This is a genomic window from Ferrimonas pelagia, from assembly GCF_039543565.1.
GTDB classification, from domain to species: Bacteria; Pseudomonadota; Gammaproteobacteria; order Enterobacterales; family Shewanellaceae; genus Ferrimonas; species Ferrimonas pelagia.
Genome location: NZ_BAABJZ010000091.1, coordinates 36,198 through 58,839, shown reverse-complemented (window position 1 = coordinate 58,839; position 22,642 = coordinate 36,198). Strand labels below are relative to the sequence as shown.

At 53.7% G+C, this 22,642-nt stretch carries 20 protein-coding genes; 10 read left to right on the top strand and 10 right to left on the bottom strand.

The annotated features are described in order from the left end of the window. Positions 1-470 precede the first annotated feature (470 nt). Genes ABEA08_RS14810 through ABEA08_RS14790 form a run of 5 tightly spaced genes read right to left on the bottom strand, consistent with a single transcriptional unit; the run spans position 471 to position 3,967 of the window. A complete protein-coding gene (locus ABEA08_RS14810) occupies positions 471-2,549 on the bottom strand; it encodes a heavy metal translocating P-type ATPase (protein WP_345336124.1) in 2,079 nt (692 codons plus the stop codon). Beyond that, positions 2,549-2,812, bottom strand: a complete 264-nt coding sequence (locus ABEA08_RS14805) for a YtxH domain-containing protein (RefSeq protein WP_345336123.1) — start codon at positions 2,810-2,812, stop codon at positions 2,549-2,551. Before ABEA08_RS14805 ends, ABEA08_RS14810 begins: the two co-directional genes overlap by 1 nt. Beyond that, a complete protein-coding gene (locus ABEA08_RS14800; protein WP_345336122.1) occupies positions 2,784-3,107 on the bottom strand; it encodes a magnetosome protein MamC family protein in 324 nt (107 codons plus the stop codon). The genes ABEA08_RS14805 and ABEA08_RS14800 overlap by 29 nt, the downstream gene beginning before the upstream one ends. Next, a complete protein-coding gene (locus ABEA08_RS14795) occupies positions 3,097-3,639 on the bottom strand; it encodes a YtxH domain-containing protein (RefSeq protein ID WP_345336121.1) in 543 nt (180 codons plus the stop codon). The genes ABEA08_RS14800 and ABEA08_RS14795 overlap by 11 nt, the downstream gene beginning before the upstream one ends. 16 nt (positions 3,640-3,655) lie before the next feature. Then, on the bottom strand, positions 3,656-3,967 hold the full coding sequence (locus tag ABEA08_RS14790) for an HMA2 domain-containing protein (RefSeq protein ID WP_345336120.1): 312 nt from the start codon (positions 3,965-3,967) through the stop codon (positions 3,656-3,658). A gap of 214 nt (positions 3,968-4,181) precedes the next feature. Here ABEA08_RS14790 and ABEA08_RS14785 point away from each other — a divergent pair, with 214 nt between their 5' ends. The 4 genes from ABEA08_RS14785 (at position 4,182) to ABEA08_RS14770 (ending at position 8,366) form a co-directional block, all read left to right on the top strand. Next, positions 4,182-4,541: a hypothetical protein gene (locus tag ABEA08_RS14785; RefSeq protein WP_345336118.1), complete on the top strand. Its 360-nt coding sequence runs from the start codon at positions 4,182-4,184 to the stop codon at positions 4,539-4,541. A 679-nt stretch (positions 4,542-5,220) separates the two neighbouring features. Next, a complete protein-coding gene (locus ABEA08_RS14780) occupies positions 5,221-7,380 on the top strand; it encodes a TonB-dependent receptor plug domain-containing protein (RefSeq protein WP_345336117.1) in 2,160 nt (719 codons plus the stop codon). Then, positions 7,380-7,850 carry a TlpA family protein disulfide reductase gene (locus ABEA08_RS14775; RefSeq protein ID WP_345336116.1) on the top strand — a complete coding sequence of 157 codons (471 nt, stop codon included), beginning with the start codon at positions 7,380-7,382 and terminating at the stop codon, positions 7,848-7,850. Before ABEA08_RS14780 ends, ABEA08_RS14775 begins: the two co-directional genes overlap by 1 nt. Positions 7,851-8,003: 153 nt before the next feature. Further along, the gene (locus tag ABEA08_RS14770; RefSeq protein WP_345336115.1) at positions 8,004-8,366 is read left to right on the top strand and encodes a hypothetical protein; all 363 of its coding nucleotides are present in this window, start codon (positions 8,004-8,006) and stop codon (positions 8,364-8,366) included. Positions 8,367-9,072: 706 nt separating this feature from the next. Here ABEA08_RS14770 and ABEA08_RS14765 read toward each other — a convergent pair. The 4 genes from ABEA08_RS14765 to ABEA08_RS14750 form a co-directional block, all read right to left on the bottom strand. Further along, a complete protein-coding gene (locus ABEA08_RS14765; protein WP_345336114.1) occupies positions 9,073-9,627 on the bottom strand; it encodes a hypothetical protein in 555 nt (184 codons plus the stop codon). A 67-nt stretch (positions 9,628-9,694) separates the two neighbouring features. Continuing rightward, positions 9,695-10,072, bottom strand: coding sequence for a hypothetical protein (locus ABEA08_RS14760; protein ID WP_345336113.1), 378 nt, complete (start codon positions 10,070-10,072; stop codon positions 9,695-9,697). A 14-nt stretch (positions 10,073-10,086) separates the two neighbouring features. Next, positions 10,087-11,241 carry an OmpP1/FadL family transporter gene (locus tag ABEA08_RS14755; protein ID WP_345336112.1) on the bottom strand — a complete coding sequence of 385 codons (1,155 nt, stop codon included), beginning with the start codon at positions 11,239-11,241 and terminating at the stop codon, positions 10,087-10,089. An 81-nt stretch (positions 11,242-11,322) separates the two neighbouring features. Next, positions 11,323-12,066, bottom strand: a complete 744-nt coding sequence (locus tag ABEA08_RS14750) for a hypothetical protein (protein ID WP_345336110.1) — start codon at positions 12,064-12,066, stop codon at positions 11,323-11,325. 509 nt (positions 12,067-12,575) lie between these two features. Between ABEA08_RS14750 and ABEA08_RS14745 the strand changes: the two genes are divergently transcribed. The 6 genes from ABEA08_RS14745 to ABEA08_RS14725 all read left to right on the top strand — a co-directional run bounded on the left by ABEA08_RS14745 (position 12,576) and on the right by ABEA08_RS14725 (position 20,435). Then, entirely contained in the window at positions 12,576-13,205 is a 630-nt protein-coding gene (locus ABEA08_RS14745; protein WP_345336109.1) for a Crp/Fnr family transcriptional regulator, read from the top strand. 213 nt (positions 13,206-13,418) lie between these two features. Further along, positions 13,419-14,786 (top strand): TolC family outer membrane protein, encoded by a 1,368-nt coding sequence (locus ABEA08_RS14740; RefSeq protein ID WP_345336108.1) that lies wholly within the window; start codon positions 13,419-13,421, stop codon positions 14,784-14,786. A 12-nt stretch (positions 14,787-14,798) separates the two neighbouring features. Continuing rightward, on the top strand, positions 14,799-15,833 hold the full coding sequence (locus ABEA08_RS14735; RefSeq protein ID WP_345336107.1) for an efflux RND transporter periplasmic adaptor subunit: 1,035 nt from the start codon (positions 14,799-14,801) through the stop codon (positions 15,831-15,833). An 11-nt stretch (positions 15,834-15,844) separates the two neighbouring features. Next, complete coding sequence (locus ABEA08_RS14730; protein WP_345336104.1) at positions 15,845-18,991, top strand: efflux RND transporter permease subunit; 3,147 nt, start codon at positions 15,845-15,847, stop codon at positions 18,989-18,991. A gap of 290 nt (positions 18,992-19,281) precedes the next feature. Beyond that, the gene (locus tag ABEA08_RS22050) at positions 19,282-19,515 is read left to right on the top strand and encodes a transposase (protein WP_425557369.1); all 234 of its coding nucleotides are present in this window, start codon (positions 19,282-19,284) and stop codon (positions 19,513-19,515) included. Next, positions 19,491-20,435 (top strand): LysR substrate-binding domain-containing protein, encoded by a 945-nt coding sequence (locus ABEA08_RS14725; RefSeq protein ID WP_345336103.1) that lies wholly within the window; start codon positions 19,491-19,493, stop codon positions 20,433-20,435. The genes ABEA08_RS22050 and ABEA08_RS14725 overlap by 25 nt, the downstream gene beginning before the upstream one ends. A gap of 72 nt (positions 20,436-20,507) precedes the next feature. Here the strand turns inward: ABEA08_RS14725 and ABEA08_RS14720 are convergent, their stop codons facing one another. Further along, positions 20,508-22,379 carry an alkyl sulfatase dimerization domain-containing protein gene (locus ABEA08_RS14720; RefSeq protein WP_345336102.1) on the bottom strand — a complete coding sequence of 624 codons (1,872 nt, stop codon included), beginning with the start codon at positions 22,377-22,379 and terminating at the stop codon, positions 20,508-20,510. Between the last annotated feature and the right edge of the window lie 263 nt (positions 22,380-22,642).

The following is a 22,642-nucleotide window of genomic DNA, read 5'->3' as shown; positions in this document are numbered from 1 at the left end:
TACTCAAGCAGTGTGATTGCGGCTCACCCAGTCAGCGCAACAAGCTTAAACGGGCAGGCTGGGATGACGATTACAGGGCGAAAGTGTTCTTTGGGTGAATTGTGATCAAAGTATGCTCCCGCCCTGCCTATGGAAGAGGCCAAAAACGCTTAATTCGAGCTGCTCTTAGCTCTAATGGGCCTCAATAACACCTGACGAACTGAATTGCATCTTCGCCGAAAAGATACTATTTAATCGCGCCAATTCACCATCTCAGCTGAGCCTTTTCGATGAGAACCACCTACTATAGTCGGTGGTTTATGGATAAATAAAATGCCGCCACAGCGCGGATTTTAAGGCCTTTATTTAATCATACAGCTTGGATGCCTGATTCACCCAGAGGAGTTCAATAACAAGAAAGCAATCCCTAAAATTAGCCAGCCGCCAGCTCGGAATAACGCAACCAGCCTTTAAAAAAAGATATTTAATCGTCAGCCATGACGTAAGCTCAGTGAGCGCAGAAGTACCGCTAACGTCGTCCCATTGTGCAACAGAGCACTGTGACCCGGGCTGAGTTTGCCACTGGCTGCGGCCAGCATGATGCCGGTATTGACCCATTCCGCAATACGGATGTTGCTGTTCACGCAAGCCATCGCGTCTTGAGCCAACTGATGCAATGTCACCAACTCTTCGAGCGAATCCTTCAGCAGGATCCCATCCGCTGCCTGGCGAGCCAGTTCGGTGCCTTTTGCCATGGCGATACCGACATTGGCGGTCGTCATCGCCGGGGCATCGTTGACGCCATCACCAACAAACAGCACATTAGCCCCTTCATCCTGCAGCGTTTGGATGATTGTCATTTTATCGGCCGGCTCAGCTTCGGCAAAACAGCGATCGATCCCCAGATCGGCAGCCAACTGCTGGGCCTTGGCCTGACTGTCGCCACTGATCATCACCAGTTGCTTTATTCCCCGCTGTTTAAGCTGGGTAACCACGGATTGTGCTTCTGGCCGGAGTTGGTCCACCAAACCGAGCATACCAAGCAGTTTGCCTTCTTCCGCAATGAACAACAGATGGCGCCCCTGCTGTTTCAGCGCTTCGATGGCGGGTTGGTACGCGGTAAAATTAACCCCGTGATGCTGTTCAAGGAAGTGGCGGCTGCCAATCACCCACAAGCTGTCTTGCCGGGTGTCTTTGTTGATCATGGTCGCTTTTAGGCCGTGGGCAACCACATACTCAACCTCCCCGTGATCGATGTGAGGCAATGCATGTTGATGCGCGGCAGCGACGATGGCGTTCGCTAACGGGTGATTACTGTGCTCCTCGAGTGATGCGGCGATGGCGAGCAGATCTTTGGCACTGTTGCTGTCGCACAACGGAACCACGTCGGTCACCGCCATATCACCGTAAGTGAGTGTCCCTGTCTTATCAAATACCAGCGTGTCGGCTTGGGCAATGTTCTCGATGGCACGGCCCCCTTTAAGCACAATCCCAGCTTGCGCTGCGCGGTACATCGCGGATTTAAAGGTCACTGGCGTAGAGAGCTTCAAGGCACAGGCGTAATCCACTAAGAAAACCGATGCGACCCGGTGTAGATCCCGAGTTAGACCAAACACCAGAGCGCCAACGCCCATCGTGATTTTCACCCGTCGTTGCGCCATGTTTGCCGTGGCTTGCTGAGTCTGGCTTTTTTCGCTCAAGCCTTGATGGATCATCGCCGCCAGCCGCGCTGTGGTCGATTGGCCCGCGCTTTTATCCACTTTAACTTGCAACTGGCCGTCATGGATAACGCCGCCAGCTTGCAAATAAGACCCAGCTTCACGCCGAACCGGCAAAGATTCACCGGTTAATGCCGCCTGATTGATCTGAGCTACGCCGCTGAGCACCGTGCCATCTGCCGCAATGGGATCGCCAGGCCCCAGCAACATCACATCACCGGGTAGAAGTGCCTCCGCTAGGCACTGATACTCTGCCCCGTCACGGCGGATCCACACAAAGCCTTGCGGCGGACGCAGCAGATCGGCCAGGAGTTGGTCGCTGTGGCGCGAAGTCGCTTGCTCCAGGTATTCCCCTAGCTGCAATAACCCATGGGTCAACAGCGCTGTGCGATGATCGTTGCGTCCGGCCGACAGCCCAAGCGCAATGGCATCTAACACCGCACTGGAGAGCTTTCCTTCGCTCGCATCTTCGAGGCCTTCGATGATCATCGGCGCAATCAAAGGCCAGCTCATCAGGGGCGTCACGGTTGGCGGCAGCAGTGCCGTTGCCAAACAGGCAAACAAGGACAGGCCCGGATCGCTTCGGGTTAATTGCTGCTCATCCCCGCATTGCGGATCGGCGATCTCAGGCCAATCCAACAACTGCAAACGCTCAACCAAGGTTTCTGGCTGATGAACATCGGTGTCGTAGTGAAGGATCAGCGCGGCCGCAGTGGCGTTGATCCGAACATTGAAGATCCCCGGCAAGCCAAGTAACGCTTGCTTGAGCCAGCCCTGTTGCGCCGAGTTGGTAATCAGCGTTGGCACACGTAACCGGATCCGACCTGGCAGCTGATGACGGATCTCAGTCATTATTGCGGCTCACCAGTGGGGTCTGGATCTGTTTGACTGTTTTGGCGGTGCATCGCCAATTCGGCCTGCGCGTCTTCGAGTCTTTCTTTCAGTTCCTCGACTTCGCCACGCACTGCAGACCACGCCTTCTGGCCAGTCTGCCCAATACTGTCTCGAACTTGCTTTTGCGATAGCAAATAGGCAACCGCAGCGCCGGCAACAATTCCGGTGACAAAGTGGGTGCGCTGATCTTGCTTACGGTAGGCTTTTTTCTGATTTTTCATTATTCACTCTCACTAAATCTTGATAGAGGTAAGTGCCAGCGGCGCCAGCGGCAATTAAGGTGGCAAAAGAGAGCACTGGCCGTCCGGCCATACGCTGAGCGATAAAGGTGGCACTGCCTGATGCCAATCCCGTGGTTGCAGCAGCACGCAGCAACAAGGCTCGATACTGTTCGGCATTGATCTCCCCTTGCTGATAGCGCTGCCAGTGTCTGAGTGCGGATGTTCCTCCGCCCAGTAACGTACCAGCAATCAAAGCACGGTTAGCCGGAGAGAGTTGGTCTCGGCTATTGCTCATCGGCGAGCTCCTCCTGCGCGGGTATGTCACTGGACGGCGCCGGCTCTTCAGGCTTTGATTTACCTATATGGTTGTGGCGCTCCATAGAAGCGTCAAAACCGCTCTTACCGGCCTGATAGGTCTCTTTGAAAATCTCGCTGCCGGTATGCACCGTTTGCTTGACGTTGGCTGCCGTTGTCTGAGCCGTTTGTTTGACGCTGTTTGCCGAATCAAACACCGTCTCTTTGGCCTTAACCCCACCGCTTTTTAGTTTTTCACCACCGGAGGAGACCATCGTCATTAATGAATTGCGCACATTGTCATTACTCAACAGTAATGCCGCTGTGGCGCCGATCATTGCCCCTTTCCAAAATTCTTGATCATCCACCCCAAGCATTCTCACCAAATCTTTCACCAGACCCGATTGCTCGCCCATCATGTCGTCCAACATGGCCGATGCCGCTGGATCCATCGCTGCTGACGGCGCTGCATTGGCGTACTGAGCTTTAGCCAACTGCTTTTTGAGTTTCTTTATCTGTTTCTTCTTGCCCATGGTGTGCTCCTGTGAGTTATTGGGCAGCGAGGCTGCGTTGTAGCAAGGACTGGCCGGTGTTCAACACGGTGTCGAAATCGTCACAAAACAGTTGTTCTACCAGCTCAAATGGCAAGATCTCGGCGTCATAAGTAATGAGAATGCTTTGAGTTGTAAGATTGAGACGATAGCTTTCAATGGAAGGGTGCTGCGCAAGCAACTCGTTAAGTTGGTTTTCCTCCCGCTTTATCATTTGAAAGACAATTGGATTACGACACCTGAGTCGCAAACGCCCGGGAATATGGTGCCCAACCGACAGATATCGGCGCAGTTGTTGTAGTTGTTCCATGTGGCCCGTTAAAAAACTGTGACATATACGTGCAGGTTACTAACTTGCCAGCCAGGGCAACGTGATTTACGTCGTGACGATGATTTCTGCGTGAGCCAAATTCAATCCACTCAAGAGAGTAATAGCCCAGTAAAAGCGGAGAAATGCTTGTCATCGCTTGTGTCGACACATAAGATAAAGCGAATCATTCCTATTACCATTGGTGGCAGTTGCTTTGGAAACCTACATTCACAAAACCCGCTCTCGCCTTCGGATCCGCTCCAGTTTCATCCACCAGCACCCAGAGCTTATCGCCGACAGCGTCGTCCAACTGCGTAACCTCGAAGCGATCACCGATATCCGTCACCGAGCTCACGCCGGATCAGTCACCCTCTCGTTTGATCCAGACTGCCTCAGCGCCGATGAGTTATTGGCCATCCTTGAAGCGCAAGACTGGTGTCAGCAAGACAGTTCAGATGGACTCTCGGTTGCGGTCAGTCAAGGCGTGCGCAAAGTGGCCCGGCACGGAATGATATTGGCTATGGAGCGAGTATTAGGACAAGGCGTGGTCAGCCTGATCGGTCGCGCATTGTAACGGCTCTAACGAGACTGCCGCTCAAGCAAAAAACAGCCCGTGTCTGCGGGCTGTTTATCGTTTTATCCGTTTCATTGCACATTTGCACAACCCTGAGCCACGGGCTGGACAGCTTTTACAGGGCGGTGACTTCATCGGAATTCGAGCGATGGCGAGCGGATCACGCGTGGCGGTTTTTGCTACCGGAGTAGACAACCGTGTGGCAATCGTCGAACGTTCAACCTGACTCCCCTGCCCCCGGCCATCGGGACTAAACCAGTCCAGGATCGGCGATAGCGGTTTTGCTAACTCTTGAGTGGCATGCTGTAGTGCTATTTGACTCAGCGTTTCAGCAATTTGCAAACTAACGGAAGGTTTCGACATTAACAGCACTGCGAATGGTTATCATTTCGATAGTGTATCGTTACTCATGTAAAAATCAAGTTAGTCACCAGCGATCTGGCTGTGTAAGCAGACTGGTAGATCTGACTTAATGCTGGATGGCATCAACAACTTAGCCTGCGCAAATGTGACCCACGTCGCACGCAGGTGCACCAGCGAGAAATATTGCTTCCGTAGCGACACCCATTCTCAACACTCCCGTCACACACCCAACAAGTCACCCTAACGCGCCTGAGTAAAAGCCGTAATCTAAATGCGACTGATTATTAATATAGACGCAAAGATTAGGGATATCGTGATGAAAAGGACCTTTGTAGCACTCGCCGTATTACAAGGCTTAGCGCTGCCTGCTGCCGCTGCTACTCAGCAACAACCCCAAGCTGACGAAGTCGAACGTATCGTTGTGACCGGTGTCCGCCAACGGCTAGAGCAAAACGGCACCTTAGCGGATGCGATCATGAAAACAGAAGTGATCGGCATGATGCAGATAGAGAACCATAACGCCGTCAATCTGACCGAAGCGATCGATACCTCCCCTGGTGTCCGCGTTTCTAACGAATGCTCCATGTGTGGCGTCAAACGCATCATGCTCAATGGGATGAAAGGGGAGCAAACCACCATCTTGGTTGACGGCCTGCCGGTTCATACCATGATCTCCGGTTTCTATGCGGTCGATGCGATCCCCACCACCGGCATCGAATCCATTGAGGTCGCACGCGGCGCTGGTGCATCCTTGATCGCGCCTGAGGCGATCGGTGGCACAGTGAATGTCATTAGCCTCGAGCCTTACGAAAACACCTTGGAACTGGATCTGGCCATCGATGGCGAAGGTTGCCAAAAGATGGGCCTGATGGGCGGTGCCATCAGTGATGATGGCATGACCCGCGCCACCGTTGTGGCCCAGTATGACGATCGTGATCAGGTCGACAACAGCGGCAATGGCGTCAATGAATCCCCCCACCAAAGCAACCGAAGCTTTATCGGCCGGGTGTCCCACGATATCGGTAACAGCGACAACCTAGTACTGCGTGTCGCCAACCTGCACTCAGAAGTGTTTGGTGGCCCCATGCTGGGTGAGGTCTTTGCGGACGGCAAGGCCCACAGTGTTGGCTCAGTACTCAGCAGCTTTGACGGCATCGACACGGATCCGCAAGATCTGTTTGTCGATGGCGATGTACGTAATCAATATATCGGCAAAGCATGGGAGATGACCGAGTGGATCGAAACCGAGCGCAATGAGGTCAGCCTCAGCTGGTTGCATGAGTTCTCTGCCGATCTCAACACCACCACTTCAGCCGTGTATGCCGACCATACTCAGGACTCGTTCTACGAAGGGTTCGATTACACGGCCAAAGATACAATGTGGTATGCCGAGAGCAAAACCAACTACCGCTTCCATCCGGATCACCTGCTGACCTTTGGCGCAGACTACCGCAACGAGGAGATGCGCTCCTCCTCACACGCCGGCGCCGAGAACCCAGCTTACATCTCCGATTCATTCGACTACGAAGTGATAGGCCTGTTCATCCAGGACAATTGGCAACCCACCGACGACCTCGAGATCGCCCTGGCGCTGCGCTACGACACCCTAACCGTCGACTTTACCGATCCAATGAAACCTGGCGTTGAATTGGAAGAGTCCATCCTCTCCCCGCGGGCCGACATCCGTTATCATCACTCATCCCGCGTCACCTCGCGCCTTTCAGCCGGCCGGGGTTATCGTGCACCTCTCTCCTTCTTTGAAACGGACCATGGGATCCTCGATGGCTCGCTCGGCTTTGAGATCGACATCAACGATCTCGAACGTTCCAACTCCGTTAGCTATTCATTGAACTACACCGGCGATCGATTCACCGCAACCGCTTCCGCGGCCTGGACTGAGGTGGAAAATCTGGCGGTGCTCGATGAAACCGACGAAGGTGTGCCGTTATTAACCCAGCTGGATGAGAAAGCCCGGGTGATCACGACAGACATCGCGCTGGGCTATTCGGTCAGTGAAGATCTCCAGCTTAATTTGACGGCTGAGTACTATGACTACGACGATAACTTTGCCAGCTCCTACGCCATTGCACCGATTGAAGAGCGGGTGATGATGTCGGCGGATTGGCGGATCCAGCAATGGGAGTTGTTTGCGGCGGCCAGTTGGATTGGAAGTCGCGATCTGACGCGTTATGGCTATGAAGGGTATAACCGTGTGCTGGCCGATGGCAGCGTCGATCTCAGCTCAGAAAAAACCACCCAAGCCCCCAGCTATGTGTCGATTGATCTGCGCGCAGCTTACGCTCTGAATGACGTATTCAGCGTCTACGCCGGTGTGTCCAATCTACTCGACTACACCCAAGCAGGTGATGAGGATACCCCGTTATTCTTTGACGACGAAGGTGCGCTGGATGTGGGCTACATCTATGGTCCCCTGGTGGGCCGTGAGATCTATGCTGGCATCAAGTTGAAATTCTGATGCGATATAACCTTCTAGCAGCAGTGCTTGCACTGCTGCTCCTCTCACCCTCCCTCGCTGCTGACGAGCTGGATCTGCTCAGCTACACACATCGCTCACTGGACGCGACTGGTGAGTCCGATCTCAGCGCTTACCGGGGCAAACCTGTGGTGATGTTGTTCTTTACTTCCGATTGCCCCTGGTGCCATAAGCAAGCGCGCATTCTTCGCTCTCTGCAGCAACACTGCAGCAAACAATTCACGCCCGTAGCACTTGGTGTCGGCGGTGATCGCAACACATTACGCAGGGAACTCCACCGCATGCGTGTGCCCTTCTCTGGGTTCATCACCGGCTCGGAAATGGTAAACAAAATGGGAGGGGTTCCCGCCACACCGCTGATGCTGATCACCGATAAAAACGGCAATTTTGCCCACTTTCAGCGTGGACTGTTGCCTGAGGAGCAATTAAAACAGGTACTGTGTCCAACCTGAACCTGAATAGCCCTGGTTTCCCGATGATTTCAAAGCCTTATACCGAGTAAATCAAGGAGGTGTTGTGACAAATCAGCGATATCCGGAAGAATAAAAGATAGAAGCGGTTAAACAGGTGACCAATCGCGGTCGTTCGGTTGCTGAGGTTTCACAGTGTATCTTCCGCATCCAAGCGACCACCGTTCCGAACAAACCTTGCCGCTTCTCCGAAACAAACTGGCCAGCGACCACCAGCAGCCTGTAAAACCTGTAGAAACGATCGGTTTCGGCAGCGCAGCCATCTGGCGGCGCTGCGACCAACTGGACGCCCTGCTGCTGAAGGCTGGACACTTCTACTGGTTTGCTCTGGACACTTTCGAGCATAAAGCGGCCTGCCCTATGTTGCCTCTAGCGGCAGCGATCGCCCCTGAGCAGTACACTTGGAGCCCACTCACTCTTGAAGCCTCATCGTGCTTTTTTATGGTATATATGACGGCAAGGTGGTTCTTCATGGTTGCTTGGATATGGAAGGCTTAGTGTAGTGGCACACTGAATTTGGCCACCTGATTGGAGGTGATATCATCACCTCCGCACAAAACCAGGTGACAAGATGAGCAAACGGACAAGACCCATTTCGCCGTCACGCCAAAGGCGCCGGCGTGTCTGAAAGTCGGGTAGCCTTAACTGTGGCTTCACTAAGCCTGCAGCTACCGCTGCTGGTCGGCTCCCGCCTGATCGCCTGCCTCGTTAACCGAAGAGGGATCTGCCCGATACGGCCTTGCTATCCGGCCATGCCCATTCGAGCTGCCGAGCGTCACCGTTCGCGCCCTATGGCATGAGCGCCATCAACATGATTTGCTACATACTTGGCTGCGAAACAAACTAAGTCGAAGCATTTCTTTAGCTGAAAGTGCTCAATGAGTGACAGACCGAAAAGCGCCACGCCCGAGTGGAATCGCGTACTTGCCACAAGCTTTGTGCCGACGATTTGACGAGTAACTTCTCCGTCTGGACAGAGCTTAAAAGCATCGTCAGAGTTGATAACTTTCGAGCTGAGACTGATCATGCTCCTGCAGTGGAACACCGCTATTACAGCGACTTCAAAGAATTAACGGCAGAGCAAGCTGGAAGTGCGATACGCGCACACTGGGCCCAAAAGGCGGCCAAAACGTGGCCACCTTTTTGATACCACTACTGCCCGTTACCGAGCGATTCAATGCACAGAAGTCGGGCAGGTTCAGCGTTAAGCAGCCTTCTCGGCGGCTTCATTGGTAATTCGATGGACAAATTGACAGGTCTCGTCACCCTCTGTCATCAATGCGATCGCCTCAACCTGGTACTTGCTGTTGATCGCACTGCCCGTCGCTTGCTCCATTGACTCCACCAGGTGACGGCAAAAGTCAGAACGACACTGCTGATCATCCGTCGCCTTCATCAACTGTTCGCACGCACTACAGGCTGTCTCAACACGAACCGGTTCGCCATTCTCTGTGGTATCCCAGTACCCTTTCACTCCGAAGATCGGATCTTCAAAGTCATGGTATTGACCAATCGACTTGGCGTCATTGGCATCAATGTTCATTCTTGCCACCAAGTGCTTGGATCTATGGCGGCCATACTCAGCAAAAGCCGGTTCCCAGTTTTTCTTCCACCCTTCCAAACCCTGCTTCTTGTATTGGCGGATCAGATGCCAAAACAGAAGCTTGTTGCCGGCTCTTATCACATGACTATACGGCTTGAATTTATCGGCAATGCGCATGTTAGTGTGCATGACGGAGGCAAAAAGATACTTATTCATGACTTTCTCACTCTTCTTTTGTAGGAAAAACAAAAAAGAGCTTGCCTCAAGGAGGACAAGCTCTAAGTTACGAAAATTCCGCAGCCGACACTGACGTGCGCCCCAGCCGCATCACGGTGGTGATCACATGGCTCCTCTTCACCTTACTGCCCAAGCCAAATAGCATGGCGCCGCTGCCCGTCACCCCATCCACCCGCTCAATCTTCCTAGCGGGGAACTGGCAGCGGTAAAACAGGTCTTCTATCACCACATGCTGCGGCGCGCCCATGTTCAAAAAGGTCATGTGCAAGAAGGTCATGTGAGGCATACAGCAACGACCCTTCACGCGCGAGGTGCCGCCGCCATCGACACAGGCGGTCACACCGGGTACGAGTTGCCGGATCTGATCCAACGAAATGGCCCCGGAGTGCGCAATGCTCTCTTGGTCGTCCTGATCTCGAGTCATTACCAGCTGCTGGCTTAGAAAGCGTATGACAAAGCGACTAAGTGCAAATGGCTATAATCGAACGCACCGCGAATGGTGCCGCCTATCGCAGCATATTCCACATCCTCGCTGTTGATCTCGCGGTACTCGTACGACAAACCAACACGATGACCGTTGCCCCGGGTGTATTCAACCCCGCTGCCGATGGTCCACTGGGTACCAACCGTCAAAGCGGGCGTCATGGCCGCTACGTCCATCATGGCACTGTCGTAACGAAAACCGGCTTGGAAACGATATTGGCCAACCTGGTAGTCACCAGCCACGGCTATGCCAACGGAGTCGTTATAGGTGTCATCCCATTGGCTCCACATTTCATAGCTCAGGGTGGTTTTGAGCGAGATCTGCTCATTAAGCTGATGGTCAAGACCCAAGTCGACCATGGCTGGCCAACTGGCTGGCATGCGCAGATCCATGCTCTGGTTTGCCACTGACATCTGCACATCCAAATCGTGTTTGATCTGGCTTTGGTAGTTGGCGGCCAACAGAGTGCGATCGCCAAGCAAATAATTGGCCGAAAGCATGGCGCCGAGATTGATATCATCGCCTTCAACGTCAATGGCCATAACGCCATCGGTTTTGTTATCCAGCAGAGACCCTTCAAGACGCATATATTGGACAATCGCCGCAGCACCTAAGGACAAGCGCTCGTTGACCGAATATGCAACACCCAACTGCAGGTTAACCGCTTCCTGAGCGAGATCGTCAACAAAACCCTGGCCAGCGAGACCGTTAGCATACTCTTCACCCAAGCCGCCCACGGCGTGCAGAGACCCTGCCAGTACCCAATTGTCGGATACCCGCTTGGCATAGGCGATGTTTGGGGCTAGCGAGCTTGAAGACGCCTTTCGGTGCATTTCCGTCTCTGAGCCGAGAATACCGTCTAACGTCCCGAAGAACTCGTTACTGCCGTTAATGCTCATCAGGCCCAAATGGAGGCTGCTGTCCTCAATATGGGTCAAACCAGCCGGATTGCTTATAACGGCACTGGCATCACGACGCTGGGTCGCATTGGCCGCGCCCGCTGAAGACAGGGAGTCAAAGGAAGCCAGCTCATGCAAACGGATACCACCGGCGTGTACCTGAGTGGCCGCCAGCAGGGAGATGACAAGCAGTGGAGATTTGATTTTCATATCAGTATCCAAATTGGTCCGTGACAAAAACGACAAGACCCTTGCCTTGCCGTTCTGTACATCGATAAAGCGAGCGCCTTATCAGAATTGGTAGTTGAATTCGATGCGGTGGCCGCCATCGTTGTAATCGGTGTTTTCAGACCAGTTGGCGAAGTAACGCATGTTGAAGCGTGGGGTAAACTGATAGGACGCGGCTAACTCGTGCATCAAAACACTGCTATCGCCTTCAAAACCCATGTTTTTGAACACCTCAGAGCCCGACAGGGCGGACATGTACATCGGGTTGTAGTTCAGCCAGATCTTATCGGTGATCTGCAGCTTGCCGAAGACACCGATAACGGCGAAGGCACCGGGAATTTCGTAGCCGCGCTCGGCGTTATTGGCGACGGTCAGACCTAAACCCGCCAGCGGGAACAGCTGTACCGGCCCCATTTTCGGCAGGGCTTGGAGGAAGCTGTAGGAGACGCTACCCGCTTCATTATTGAAGTTATAGGAGGCGTCCACTTGAGAACCACGCCCGGTGGTCAGATCTGCGCGGAAATTACGCAGGCGTACCTCATCGACGCTGTCGTTGGCTTCATCGCGCCAACCCAGGGTGTCGCCCATAAAGCCTTTCACTTCAAACACGTTCATCGCGCCAACATTTTCAATGCCGGTGTCATAGGTTTGGCCAATCTTGATGTTAAGTCCCTTGTCGGTGTACCCCATACCGGCCTGGGTAAAGACCGCTAAGGGATCGGACATGTCTTGGAGCTGCTCTTCTTCGGCAAACGCCGGGGCAGACAACAAGGCCGCAATGGCGGTGGTCGTGACTAGGTGCTTCATCTGATGTTCCTGTTATCTATTTTAAAAATATGGCTGGCGCAGGTCCATCGTATTCCCGGATGCTGTTGTGCTCAGCCCGTCACAGCGGACAAAGTGCCACAGCAGCCAAGCATCCAAGCTAAGGATCAACATCGGGCTAATAGCGAAGGCCTATCGCCAGTCCAGCTGTCGCTGGAAAACTGCGGCTAGATTACGCGTTGGGTAGAGAAGGCATAAAACCTAAAATCAGGCTCAATGCACCTACAGTGCAGGGGGAAATAAACCGAATTTAACGCTTAGTGAGGTGGGTCAGATCCCTTTCATTTTGGCGACAAGCATCACATTGATGCGCTATTGCCGTCGTTCCTCTTGTTATCGACCAAGGTCACAAACAAAGAACTTCACCCTATTAATCTTATGGTTAGGCACAGAAAATCGACGCTAATTTTCTATTAGGCGGCCACATTGACGCTTTGGCAACATCTTTGGTTTGGGTGTCAAAGGCGCATAGGCGACAAAGGAGAGAACAGGTGACGCTATCTAACCTGCTTGCGACCAAATACAAGATTTCAAGGGAGTTGGCTCAGAAATTCAGTGAGGTGGGTGAAGCACAGGTCTACGAAAAAGATGCAATCGTCAGCCATGAGGGGAAGCAGATCGACAAGGTGATCTTACCCCTATCGGGCCTGTTTGGGATCCACCAACTCAATCCTCTGCGAACTCTCCGTTATTCTTTTGGCTTGTATACCACCGGAACGGTGATCCACGACGCGGCGTTTGTTCTTGGGAAGCCAGCGGAATTTACCGTAGTCACCTTGAGTGATGCATCCGCCATCAACCTACCGCTCGCCTCAGTCCGCCAGCTCTATCAGCAAGAGCCGGAGTGTGCAGCCTTATTCGCCCGCTCAGCCAGTTTACGCGCCATGGTCGCGACCGACATCGTGTCAGCCCGGTTGGAACCGGATCACGACAATCGTGTGTTACAAGCGTTACGTGCCCTCAACAGATTGACTGACGAGAATATGCTGGCCTTAAGCAATGAACAGTTGGGAATGGTACTCGGGATGTCACGAAATACCGTGGGGCGATCAGTAAAAGTTTTAGTGGAGCGCGGTTTTATTCAGCACGATAGGGGAATGTTTACTCTGATCAAGCCCTAGAGCCAATCCAACGTAACAAAGCGCGGCCGAGATGAGAGCCCGTTGCAATTTCCTGTCTTTCGCGACAAACCAACCCACCGCCTCTCGCACAGAGAGTGCGGCTACCCCACATCTTTGACTGACGCTTCGGTTTTGCACTCCCTATTATCGCCAAAAGGATGGCAATCAATGGGGATATACCCCAGATAGCCTTTTGCTTTCAAAGGATATGCAATGAAGTTTACCCCCAGGATCTGGGCTGGAGTGTTCAGTGTGTTTTTGCTTCCACAAGGACACGCCGAGCGCACCGATCTGGCCAATCTGTATGAACTGGCTCGCTTAAACGACACACTACTGTCGCAAGTCTCGATCCAGCGTGACATCCGCCATGAAGCGATCCACACCGCACGGGCGAATCTCCTCCCCCAAATCAACACCTACTTTGCCTTGCAGGCCTTAAAAGACCACCGTGACGTGCATTCCACCTATGGTGGCAGCGGAACGGCGGCAGAGGTCGGCATCCGCGCCAACCAACTACTGTACAGCCCAGCCGTCCGTTTGGGGGTCAAGGTTGCCCAACAGGAAGCTCTTGGGTCGCAACTGCTCTTTGACAAAGCGGAACAAGCACTCGTCCTGCGAACCAGCCAAGCTTATTTCAACGTGCTACGCAGCGAAGCGCGACTGGCGGCGGCACAGGCCATTCAACAGGCCATCGAAGAACAGCGAACGCAAACCAAGCGGCGTATAAAACTGGGTATGAGTTCTGAGCTTGACTTGCACGAAGCCACCGCACAACTGGACATGGCCAATGCCACTATCATCCATCTGAAATCCTTTCTGCAGCAGCGCTTTGATGCACTTCGTACTTTAACAGGACAAACCTTTACCCAAGTTGAACCGCTGAATACTCATCGTTTTTCCCCCGAGATCCCGCGGCCAAACCAGGTCGACTGGCTAACCAGTGCTGGCCTCAACAACTTCGACATTCAGCTGGCCAACCTCGCCGTTTCCACCGCTCAGTTGGAGCTCAAGCGCGCCCGTGCCGGTCACCTGCCGACGCTGGCCCTCAGTGCCGGTGTCCAGCAGTCACTGCACGCCGATCTCGACGCCAATCTGGCCGATGCCAGCACGACGCCGGTGGAACTGGATGATCGTCTGACGTCCGCCGATCTGGCCGTCAGCCTGGATCTGCCGCTATACGCCGGCGGCCGCACCAGCAGCCTCGTGAAGATCGCCCGTCAGGGCGTCGAGTTGGCCCAAGTGGTACAAGACGACACCCGCCGCAACGTCGAGGAGCAGGTGCGTTTCGCCGAACAGCAGGTGTCTGCTTCTCTGCACGCCCTGCTGGCTTATGAACAAAGCCAGCGATCCGCTGAAGCAGCCCTAGTGGCCACAGAGAAGGGCTATGAGGTGGGCAGTCGCACCATGTCCGAGCTACTGCTGGCCACAGGCAATGTCTACAGCGCGCAAACCGAGGCGGCCAATGCCCGCTTCGACTTCATTGAGCAGGCCCTGACCCTTAAGTTCCTGGCCGGCGACCTAACCCCAAATGACATCACAGTGCTTAACGCGGGGCTGGTTCGCTCCCAAGCCGACGAATAAGAGAGTGTTAACATGATCAAGAAACCCCTTATAGTCAGCCTGATTGGCCTGACATTGGCGACACCCATCCTGGCCCAAGGTGTCCCAGTGACCCTGAAGCAAGCAGAAGGTACCTTATTGGCTCCGACTCAGGTGCTGGTGGGCAAGATGGAAGCCAAGGAGCACACGCAACTGACCGCACGCGTTTCCGGCTATCTGTTGACGCAACACTTTGCCGATGGTGCCGAGGTAAAAGCTGGGGATGTGATATTTCAAATCGATCCGGTGCCTTACCAGCAGGCCCACAGCATCGCCGAGGCTCAGTACATGCAAGCCGAGGCGGCGCTGCAGCAGGCTATGCTGACCTTCGAACGCATGCGGGATCTGCAAGGCTCTGGCGGTGCTTCCCTGGCCAACCTAGACGATGCCACGGCGACGCTGGCGATGTCTCAAGCCCAAGTGGCAGCGGCGCGTGCGGCGCTGGAAAAAGCTCAGGACGATCTGGCCTACACCAAGGTCCGTGCCCCCTATGACGGTAAATTGGGCAAGAGCCGCTTCTCCAAGGGCGATCTGGTGGCCCCTGGAGCAGGACCGATGATCGATCTGGCCCAAACCCATCCGATCTTAGCCAATTTCAGCATGAACTTTGAGCAGTACGTCGCGTCCGGGATCAGCTCAGACACCGCAGTGAAGCTGGTTGACAGCGACCGGTCAGGCAGCCTGGCGTTTACCGACAATAAGATCAACCCGGCCAGTGGCACCATCGATCTCTACGCCCTGTTTGATAACAGTGACTATCGCTACAAACCACACCAGATCGTTCGCGTCGAGGTGACCGACCAGACCACCCATCAGGGGGTCTGGTTGCCACTGACCGCCGTGGGTCAGGATCTGCAAAGCCAGTTTGTCTACGTCGCCAACGGCGGCAAGGCCGAGCGTCGCGTCATCGATGTGAAAGAGCGCACGGCGACGGACGTGTTTGTGGTGGCCGGCGTCGAAGCGGGTGAAAACGTGGTGATCGATGGCCTGCTGCGGGTGCGCCCTGGCGCCCCGTTGGCCGTACAGTGAGGTAGCACGCTATGTTAGCTCGCTTTTTTATTAATCGACCAAAATTTGCCTTCGTCATCTCCATCGTGCTGGCGTTGCTCGGGGCGATCGCCATCAAACTGATGCCGATCTCCGAATACCCCCGCATTGCGCCGCCGGTGATCAACGTGGTGGCGATCTACCCCGGGGCCAGTGCCCAAACCATCGAGGAAGTGGTGGCAAGCACCATCGAGAACGAAGTGAACGGCGTGGACAACATGCTGTACATGGATTCTCGCGCTGCGAACGACGGCACCTACCGTCTGCAAGTGGTGTTTGAGATCGGCACCGATCCGGACATGGCTCAGGTGAATGTCCAAAACCGGGTGTCTACGGCACTGCGAACTTTGCCGCCCATCGTTAACGAGATGGGGGTGCGGGTCCGCAAGGCCTCCACCGACACCCTGATGGCGATCTCCCTATACTCACCGAATCAAACCTACGATGAGCTGTACCTGAACAACTGGACCGAGATTAACCTGCTTGATCAGATCTCCCGTCTCAATGGTGTTGGCGACATCACACTGATCGGCGCCACCTACGGCATGCGCGTCTGGCTCGACGTCGACAAGATGACCGCCCTCAGGGTGTCCACCAATGACGTGCGCATGGCGCTGCGCGATCAGAACGCCGAGATCCCTGCCGGTCGTTTGGGGGTCGGTCCCCACAACGACGACGTGACCCTTCAGATCCCGCTGCTCAGTCGTAGCCGGCTGACGGAGGTGGCGGATTTTGAAGCCATCATGGTGAGGACCGATCCACAGGGCAACAACACTTACCTAGGTGACATTGCCCGTATCGAGATGGGACGCAATCAGTACGATGCTCAGGGCCGCCTCAACGGCCAGGATGCCTCCTTGATGACCGTGTCCCTGGCGCCGGGTGGCAACGCAGTGGAAACCGGGGCGGCCATCAAAGCGCTGCTGGACAGCACCCCGTTCCCGCAAGATGTCGCCTATGAGCTGCCACTGGACACGACCGTGTTTGTCGAAGACTCCATCAGCAACATCACCGAAACCTTGCTGATCGCCGTGATCTTGGTGGTAATGGTGACCTACCTGTTTCTCGGCTCGGCGCGTGCCACCTTGGTGCCCTTGGCGGCCATCCCGGTATCGCTCATCGGTACCTTCTTCTTCATGGACACCATCGGCTTTACCATCAACACCATTACCCTGTTTGCCTTGATCCTAGCGATCGGGATCGTGGTGGATAATGCCATCCTCGTGATCGAAAACGTCGAGCGGCTCCTCAATGAGAAAAAAGAGCTAAGCCCGGCCCAAGCCACCCAGGCGGCGATGGACGAGGTCACCGGCCCGATCGTTGCGTCCACTCTGGTCATGTTAGCGGTGTTCATCCCCGTCTCCGTACTCCCGGGCATTACCGGCGAGATGTTCGCCCAATTCGGTTTGACCATCTGTATCGCGCTGGTGCTGTCGGCCATCAACGCCCTCACCCTGTCGCCGGCACTGTGTTCGCTGATCATGAAACGGGTGGATCGCTACCCCACCTGGTTCGTCAAGTTCAACGGCGGCTTTGAAAAAGTCACCGCGCTGTACGGCAAGGCGGTTGCCGTGGTGGTGAAAAAGGTGCTGGCTCTGGTGCTGGTGTTCGCGGGGACTATCGCGGTCATGATGTACCTCAATAGCCAAACTCCGACCGGCTTCGTTGAGAACGAAGACAAAGGTTCGATGTTAGCCATGGTTCAGCTGCCGGACGGCGCTTCCGTGGGCCGCACCGATGCCTTTGTCAGCCAGGTCGAGTCGATCCTCGCCCAAGATCCGGCGGTGGAGCACGTGGCCGGTGCCGTGGGTTTCGGTCTATTGGCCTTTTCCTTCCAGTCCAATAACGCGACCCTGTTCGTACGTTTAAAACCGTGGGAGCAGCGACGTAAACTGCAGGGCGATAACCGGGTGTTCGACGTACTGGCACGGCTGAACCAGCAACTGGCTGGCTTGCAGGGCGGAGTCGCACGTCTGCTCACCCCGCCGGCAATCCCTGGGATCGGCTCAGGTTCCAATCTGGAGTTTATGCTGCAGGACCGCCTCGGTGGCACCAAGGCAGAGCTGGCATCCGCGACGCAGCAGATGATCGCCGCCGCCAACGCCGCGCCGGAGATAGCCGGTGCATTCACCCTGTTCCGTGCCGACGTACCGCATTTCTTCATCGATGTCGATCGAGAAAAGGCCCGCAAATACGGGGTATCCACCACCGAAGTCAATGAAACCGTCATGAGCTACATTGCCGGCTCCCGGGTTAACGACTTCTCCCTGTGGGGACGGACCTACTACGTCTACATGCAGGCCGAAGCGAAACAGCGGGTCGGCGTCGAAGACATCGGTCGCCTACACGTGCGGACTGCAGCCGGCGAGATGCTACAGATCTCCGAATTGGCGACCATCGAGCCACGAATGGAGGCCGATATCTCCAACCGCTACAACATGTACGCGGCCACCAAGATCTTCGTGACCCCGGCACCGGGCTACTCCTCCGGTCAGGCCATTGCCGCCATGGAGCGCCTCGCCGACGAGGTGCTCAGTGATGGTTACGGCTACGAGTGGACCTCCATGGCGCTTCAGGAAAAACTGGCTGGCAACGCCGTGGTCTATGCCTTTGCCCTAGCGTTGATCTTCATCTACCTGTTCCTGGTGGCTCAGTACGAGTCCTGGGCATTGCCGGCGGCCATCATCATTGCCGCCCCCACCGCCGCGGTTGGCACCATGCTGGCGCTGTCCGCCAGTGGCATGGCGCTCACTCTGTACGGTCAGGTCGGTCTGGTGCTGTTGATTGCCCTCGCGGCGAAAAACGCCATCCTGATCGTGGAGTTTGCCAAACTCAAGCGCGAACAAGAGGGTCTCTCCATCGAAGAAGCGGCGATCGCCGGCGGCACCATGCGTTTTCGTGCGGTGAACATGACATCCTGGTCCTTCGTGCTGGGGATCCTACCGATGGTCTTCGCCACCGGTGCTGGCTCAGTGGCTCAAAACAACATGGGGGTCGCCCTAGTAGGAGGGATCTTATGTGTGATGACCCTAGGCGCCATCCTGACGCCGGGCTTCTATGCCGTGTTCCAGCGCCTGCGTGAGAAAACCAAAACCGGTCAGCCCACCAGAGGGAGAGTGGGAGGATTGGCCATGGACTGAGGCCAAGCGCCCTTGCTAACCAGCAAGGGCGTCAACTCCCTCTAAAGCTCACCTCCACACGACAAGCAAAGCTCAGGGTTCATGCCGATCGCTTAACGGCTCTCGTGCCGCGCTACGCAAAAAAAATCCCGGCCATGACTGATGGCGGAGATCTCTTTATTTTGAGCCATGAGCTTGAACCGGTTTACTGAATCGCTCCCACTTCCATAGACACCTCAATGTCGTACAATGAACTCACCCCAGTGGTATAGACACCTCCGCGCGATTCTTTGCGCACTGGCGGCGTCATCATGAGCAATAATCGATACATGCCCAAATTCAAAGATGAAGTCGTTAAACCGATTGTTGGACAGCGGCATTCTGTCCAGAAAGTATCTGAACGGATAGGCGTTTCGACGCACAGTATCTACCAGTGGGTTAAAGCGGTTAAACCAGCAAAACAAGAAACCACTCAAGTCCTTAACCCGCAATTAACCAATCCAAAACAAATGGGGGCAACATGCTTAACGAGCAACAATTATTGAAAAAAGATTTCAACCTGCTTATGTTGCTTAAGATCTTAGGAGAAGAGAAAAATACAAGCAAAGCGGCGCAGCGCATGTTTGTAACTCAGTCCACGGTGAGCAAAGGGGTGAAGAAACTGCGCCAAGAGTTTAACGACGAACTCTTTACCCGGCACAAGGATGGCTTGATGCCCACCGACTACTGCAACGAGCTGCTTGAAAAACTGCCCTGTGTGTTCAACGCGTTATCAAGCATTTATGAAGGTAAGGTGATTGATGACATCGAAAATTACTCTGGCAACATTTCTATTGCTGTCAATACAATGCTATTCAACCCGTTTGCCGTTCGGACTGTAAAACACTTTAACAAAATTGCTCCCAATGCCACAGTCGAGGTCAAGAACTGGGGCTGGCAAACAGAGAAAGATCTCATCAATGGCAATATTAATATTGGCATAAACTACTTTCCACTAAAAATATCCAAAGAGATCCTCTCAAAGCCCATCTGTGATATTCCACGTCAGATCTGCGCGCGCAAGTCGCACCCATTACTGTCTCTGAACAGACTACCAAAAATTGAGGACCTTGCTGCTTATCCATTTATTCTCATGGATTTACCAAACTACAGCAACCATCGAACCTTTATTGAGCAGACGCTGATTGACGCCAACTACACGCCGAAGGTCATACTTCGATCCGACAACAGCTATTTGTGTAGTGAAATTTTGAAAGAAACCGATGCCATTATGCCGGTAGCCAGTATTTCCGAGTCATTCTTAGACAGTGAACTGTCGATAATCGAGCGCGACCCCAACATTAAAATAGCAGAGAACCAAATCGCACTGCACTACACACTCACATCCAAAGGTTCAGTATTAACCAATTGGATAGCGAAAGAGGTCGAAAAAATCGTAAAAGACATTTTCACCGCAAATAAATGACTTCCGCCCCCCCAAAAAAAGCCACTTACTCGCGTAAGTGGCTTTCGGTATTTGGGACTCAAACCATTAGTACTACTTGAGCAGCGACATCAGGTACTGAAGGCCTTCGTCGTTCTGCCAGTCATAGACCGGATCATACAAACCCAGTAACTGTTGCGCCGTTTTAAGGTCACCAGAGGCAATGTTCGCTTCACCCGCTTCAACCATCATGTCGATGGTCGCCATGTTATTGTAGAGCTTGATAAACTGCACATCGGCCATTTTGATAACCACGTCAGCATCGGCAAGCGTGTCGCGGCTGTAGGAAACGCCGTTGCGGATATCTAGGCTAACCTGAGCACCACTTTCGAACTCAAAACCGATCCGCGCGCGGGTATCACCGGCTCTCTCATGGTTTAGACGAATTCGATAGGAGTCAACATAGTTCACGACATCCCGTGCCAAAAATTCTGGCATGGCTGGCATCACCTTTGGCAAGGCGACTTCACCTTTTAAGATCCGAGCTCTGGTCAGATACCAAGAACGCAAATTGTGCGATTCGGTGGATTCTGCCATGGCATACAGTGAATCAATGGCAAAGTCGATATTGTCTTGATTTTGATTATCGAAATTAACCAGATGGTTACCCAGTTTCACGGCATAATGGAAGTTGCCTTTCTCAAGCTCACCTTTCGCAAACTTAAGGGTTGCTTCCTGGCCACCCATACCGCGAATAATCATATCCGCCTCAGCAACTGGATGCATCGGCACCGCATCGGCGGCAACGCCGTTGTATGAGCCCAACACCGCGCTGTAGATCTGAGGCACCATGGTCACGATCTCGCCATAGTCTTGACGCAAGATAGGCTCACCAGCGATCGCTTTTGGCACATCCACTTCATAGGCAATTTCTGCCGGGGTGGCACCGGTCAGCATGCCTTTCAGTGTCTGGTTCAATACCGTAGATAAACTATCCTGGTAGACTTCGATGGTATGTTGCGACACCTCTTTGCCCGCGACGGATTTGGCATGGGAACTCAGCAAGATATCGGCTTCAAGCGCTTCCATTTTCTCTAGGCCCTCAATCCACACCTGCGGATTTCGATAAGCGCCACCTCGAAGTGAGTAGATATTCGGGTAGAAGCCCCAAATCAAGTTGTTCATGACAACGCCTTGCTCTGGGATGTGAACCATGAGCTGCTGCGCCGTATCACTGGTGATCCCATCGATGTAGAAAACAAACTCTTTGCCATCAATGGTCATTTTCTGACCGTCAACGGTAATGGGGGTGTCTACGTCTACCGGACCACGCGGTGTCAAAATATCGAGTCGATGGGTGTGACCGCAGCCGCGCACGCCTTCGTCTTCAATAAAGTTGTAGAATTGGTGACCGGCTCGGGCCAAAAGGATGTCAGATGCTTCTTTGTGCAGCGCCACACCCGCAACAGAGGCAGCCAGAGACTCGTTGTGGCCGTGGTGACCAATCACCATGATGTCGGTGTTACCGCGCTTTTCTTCTTCATCAAAGAATACTTGAGTACCGCCTACGTAGTGCTCATGAGAATACATGATCGCAAGCACTGGCTTATCGGTTACCTTGCGCAGCGCGTCGTAAACGATTTTGCCTTCTTTCAGGTCTTTTGCGGTGTCATAGACGACAATGCCATTGTCAGTTTCAACAACGTGGACATTGAGAATACCGCCGACATTAAAGGTATGAACACCATCAGCAACAAGATGGTGGGTAACAACGTTAGGCGGATAGTTACCGAGGTTTTCTTCATCGGTTACAATCGATTCATACATCACATCAGAGACGAGGGCGCCATTATAAGGCGATACTTTTGTGGCACGCTCACCAGAGTAATAAGGTGAGATCTCATGCAAATGATTTAATGTCTCTTGGCTTGCACTGGCACAGAAGCAAGTTGCTCCAATAAGCGTAGCCACTATCGTTCTTTTCATTTTAAATTGTCCCTATACGCCATCAAAGATGTTATTAAAAACTTCGTGCAGTGAAACAATGAACTGCCGTATCGTCTAAAACCCATCCTACAAGCTTTCTCAGCCCCCATAAAAGGAATAATTGGACTTGCGCCAAGTCCAAAATGGAATAATCTCAACCCAATAACAAGCAGGTAACGGCGACATAGAATCAGCCCAATCACGAAGCAGAGATAAGTCTGGAGTGAAGTCTCAAAAATTATGGAGGGTCTTTGCTAAAAACA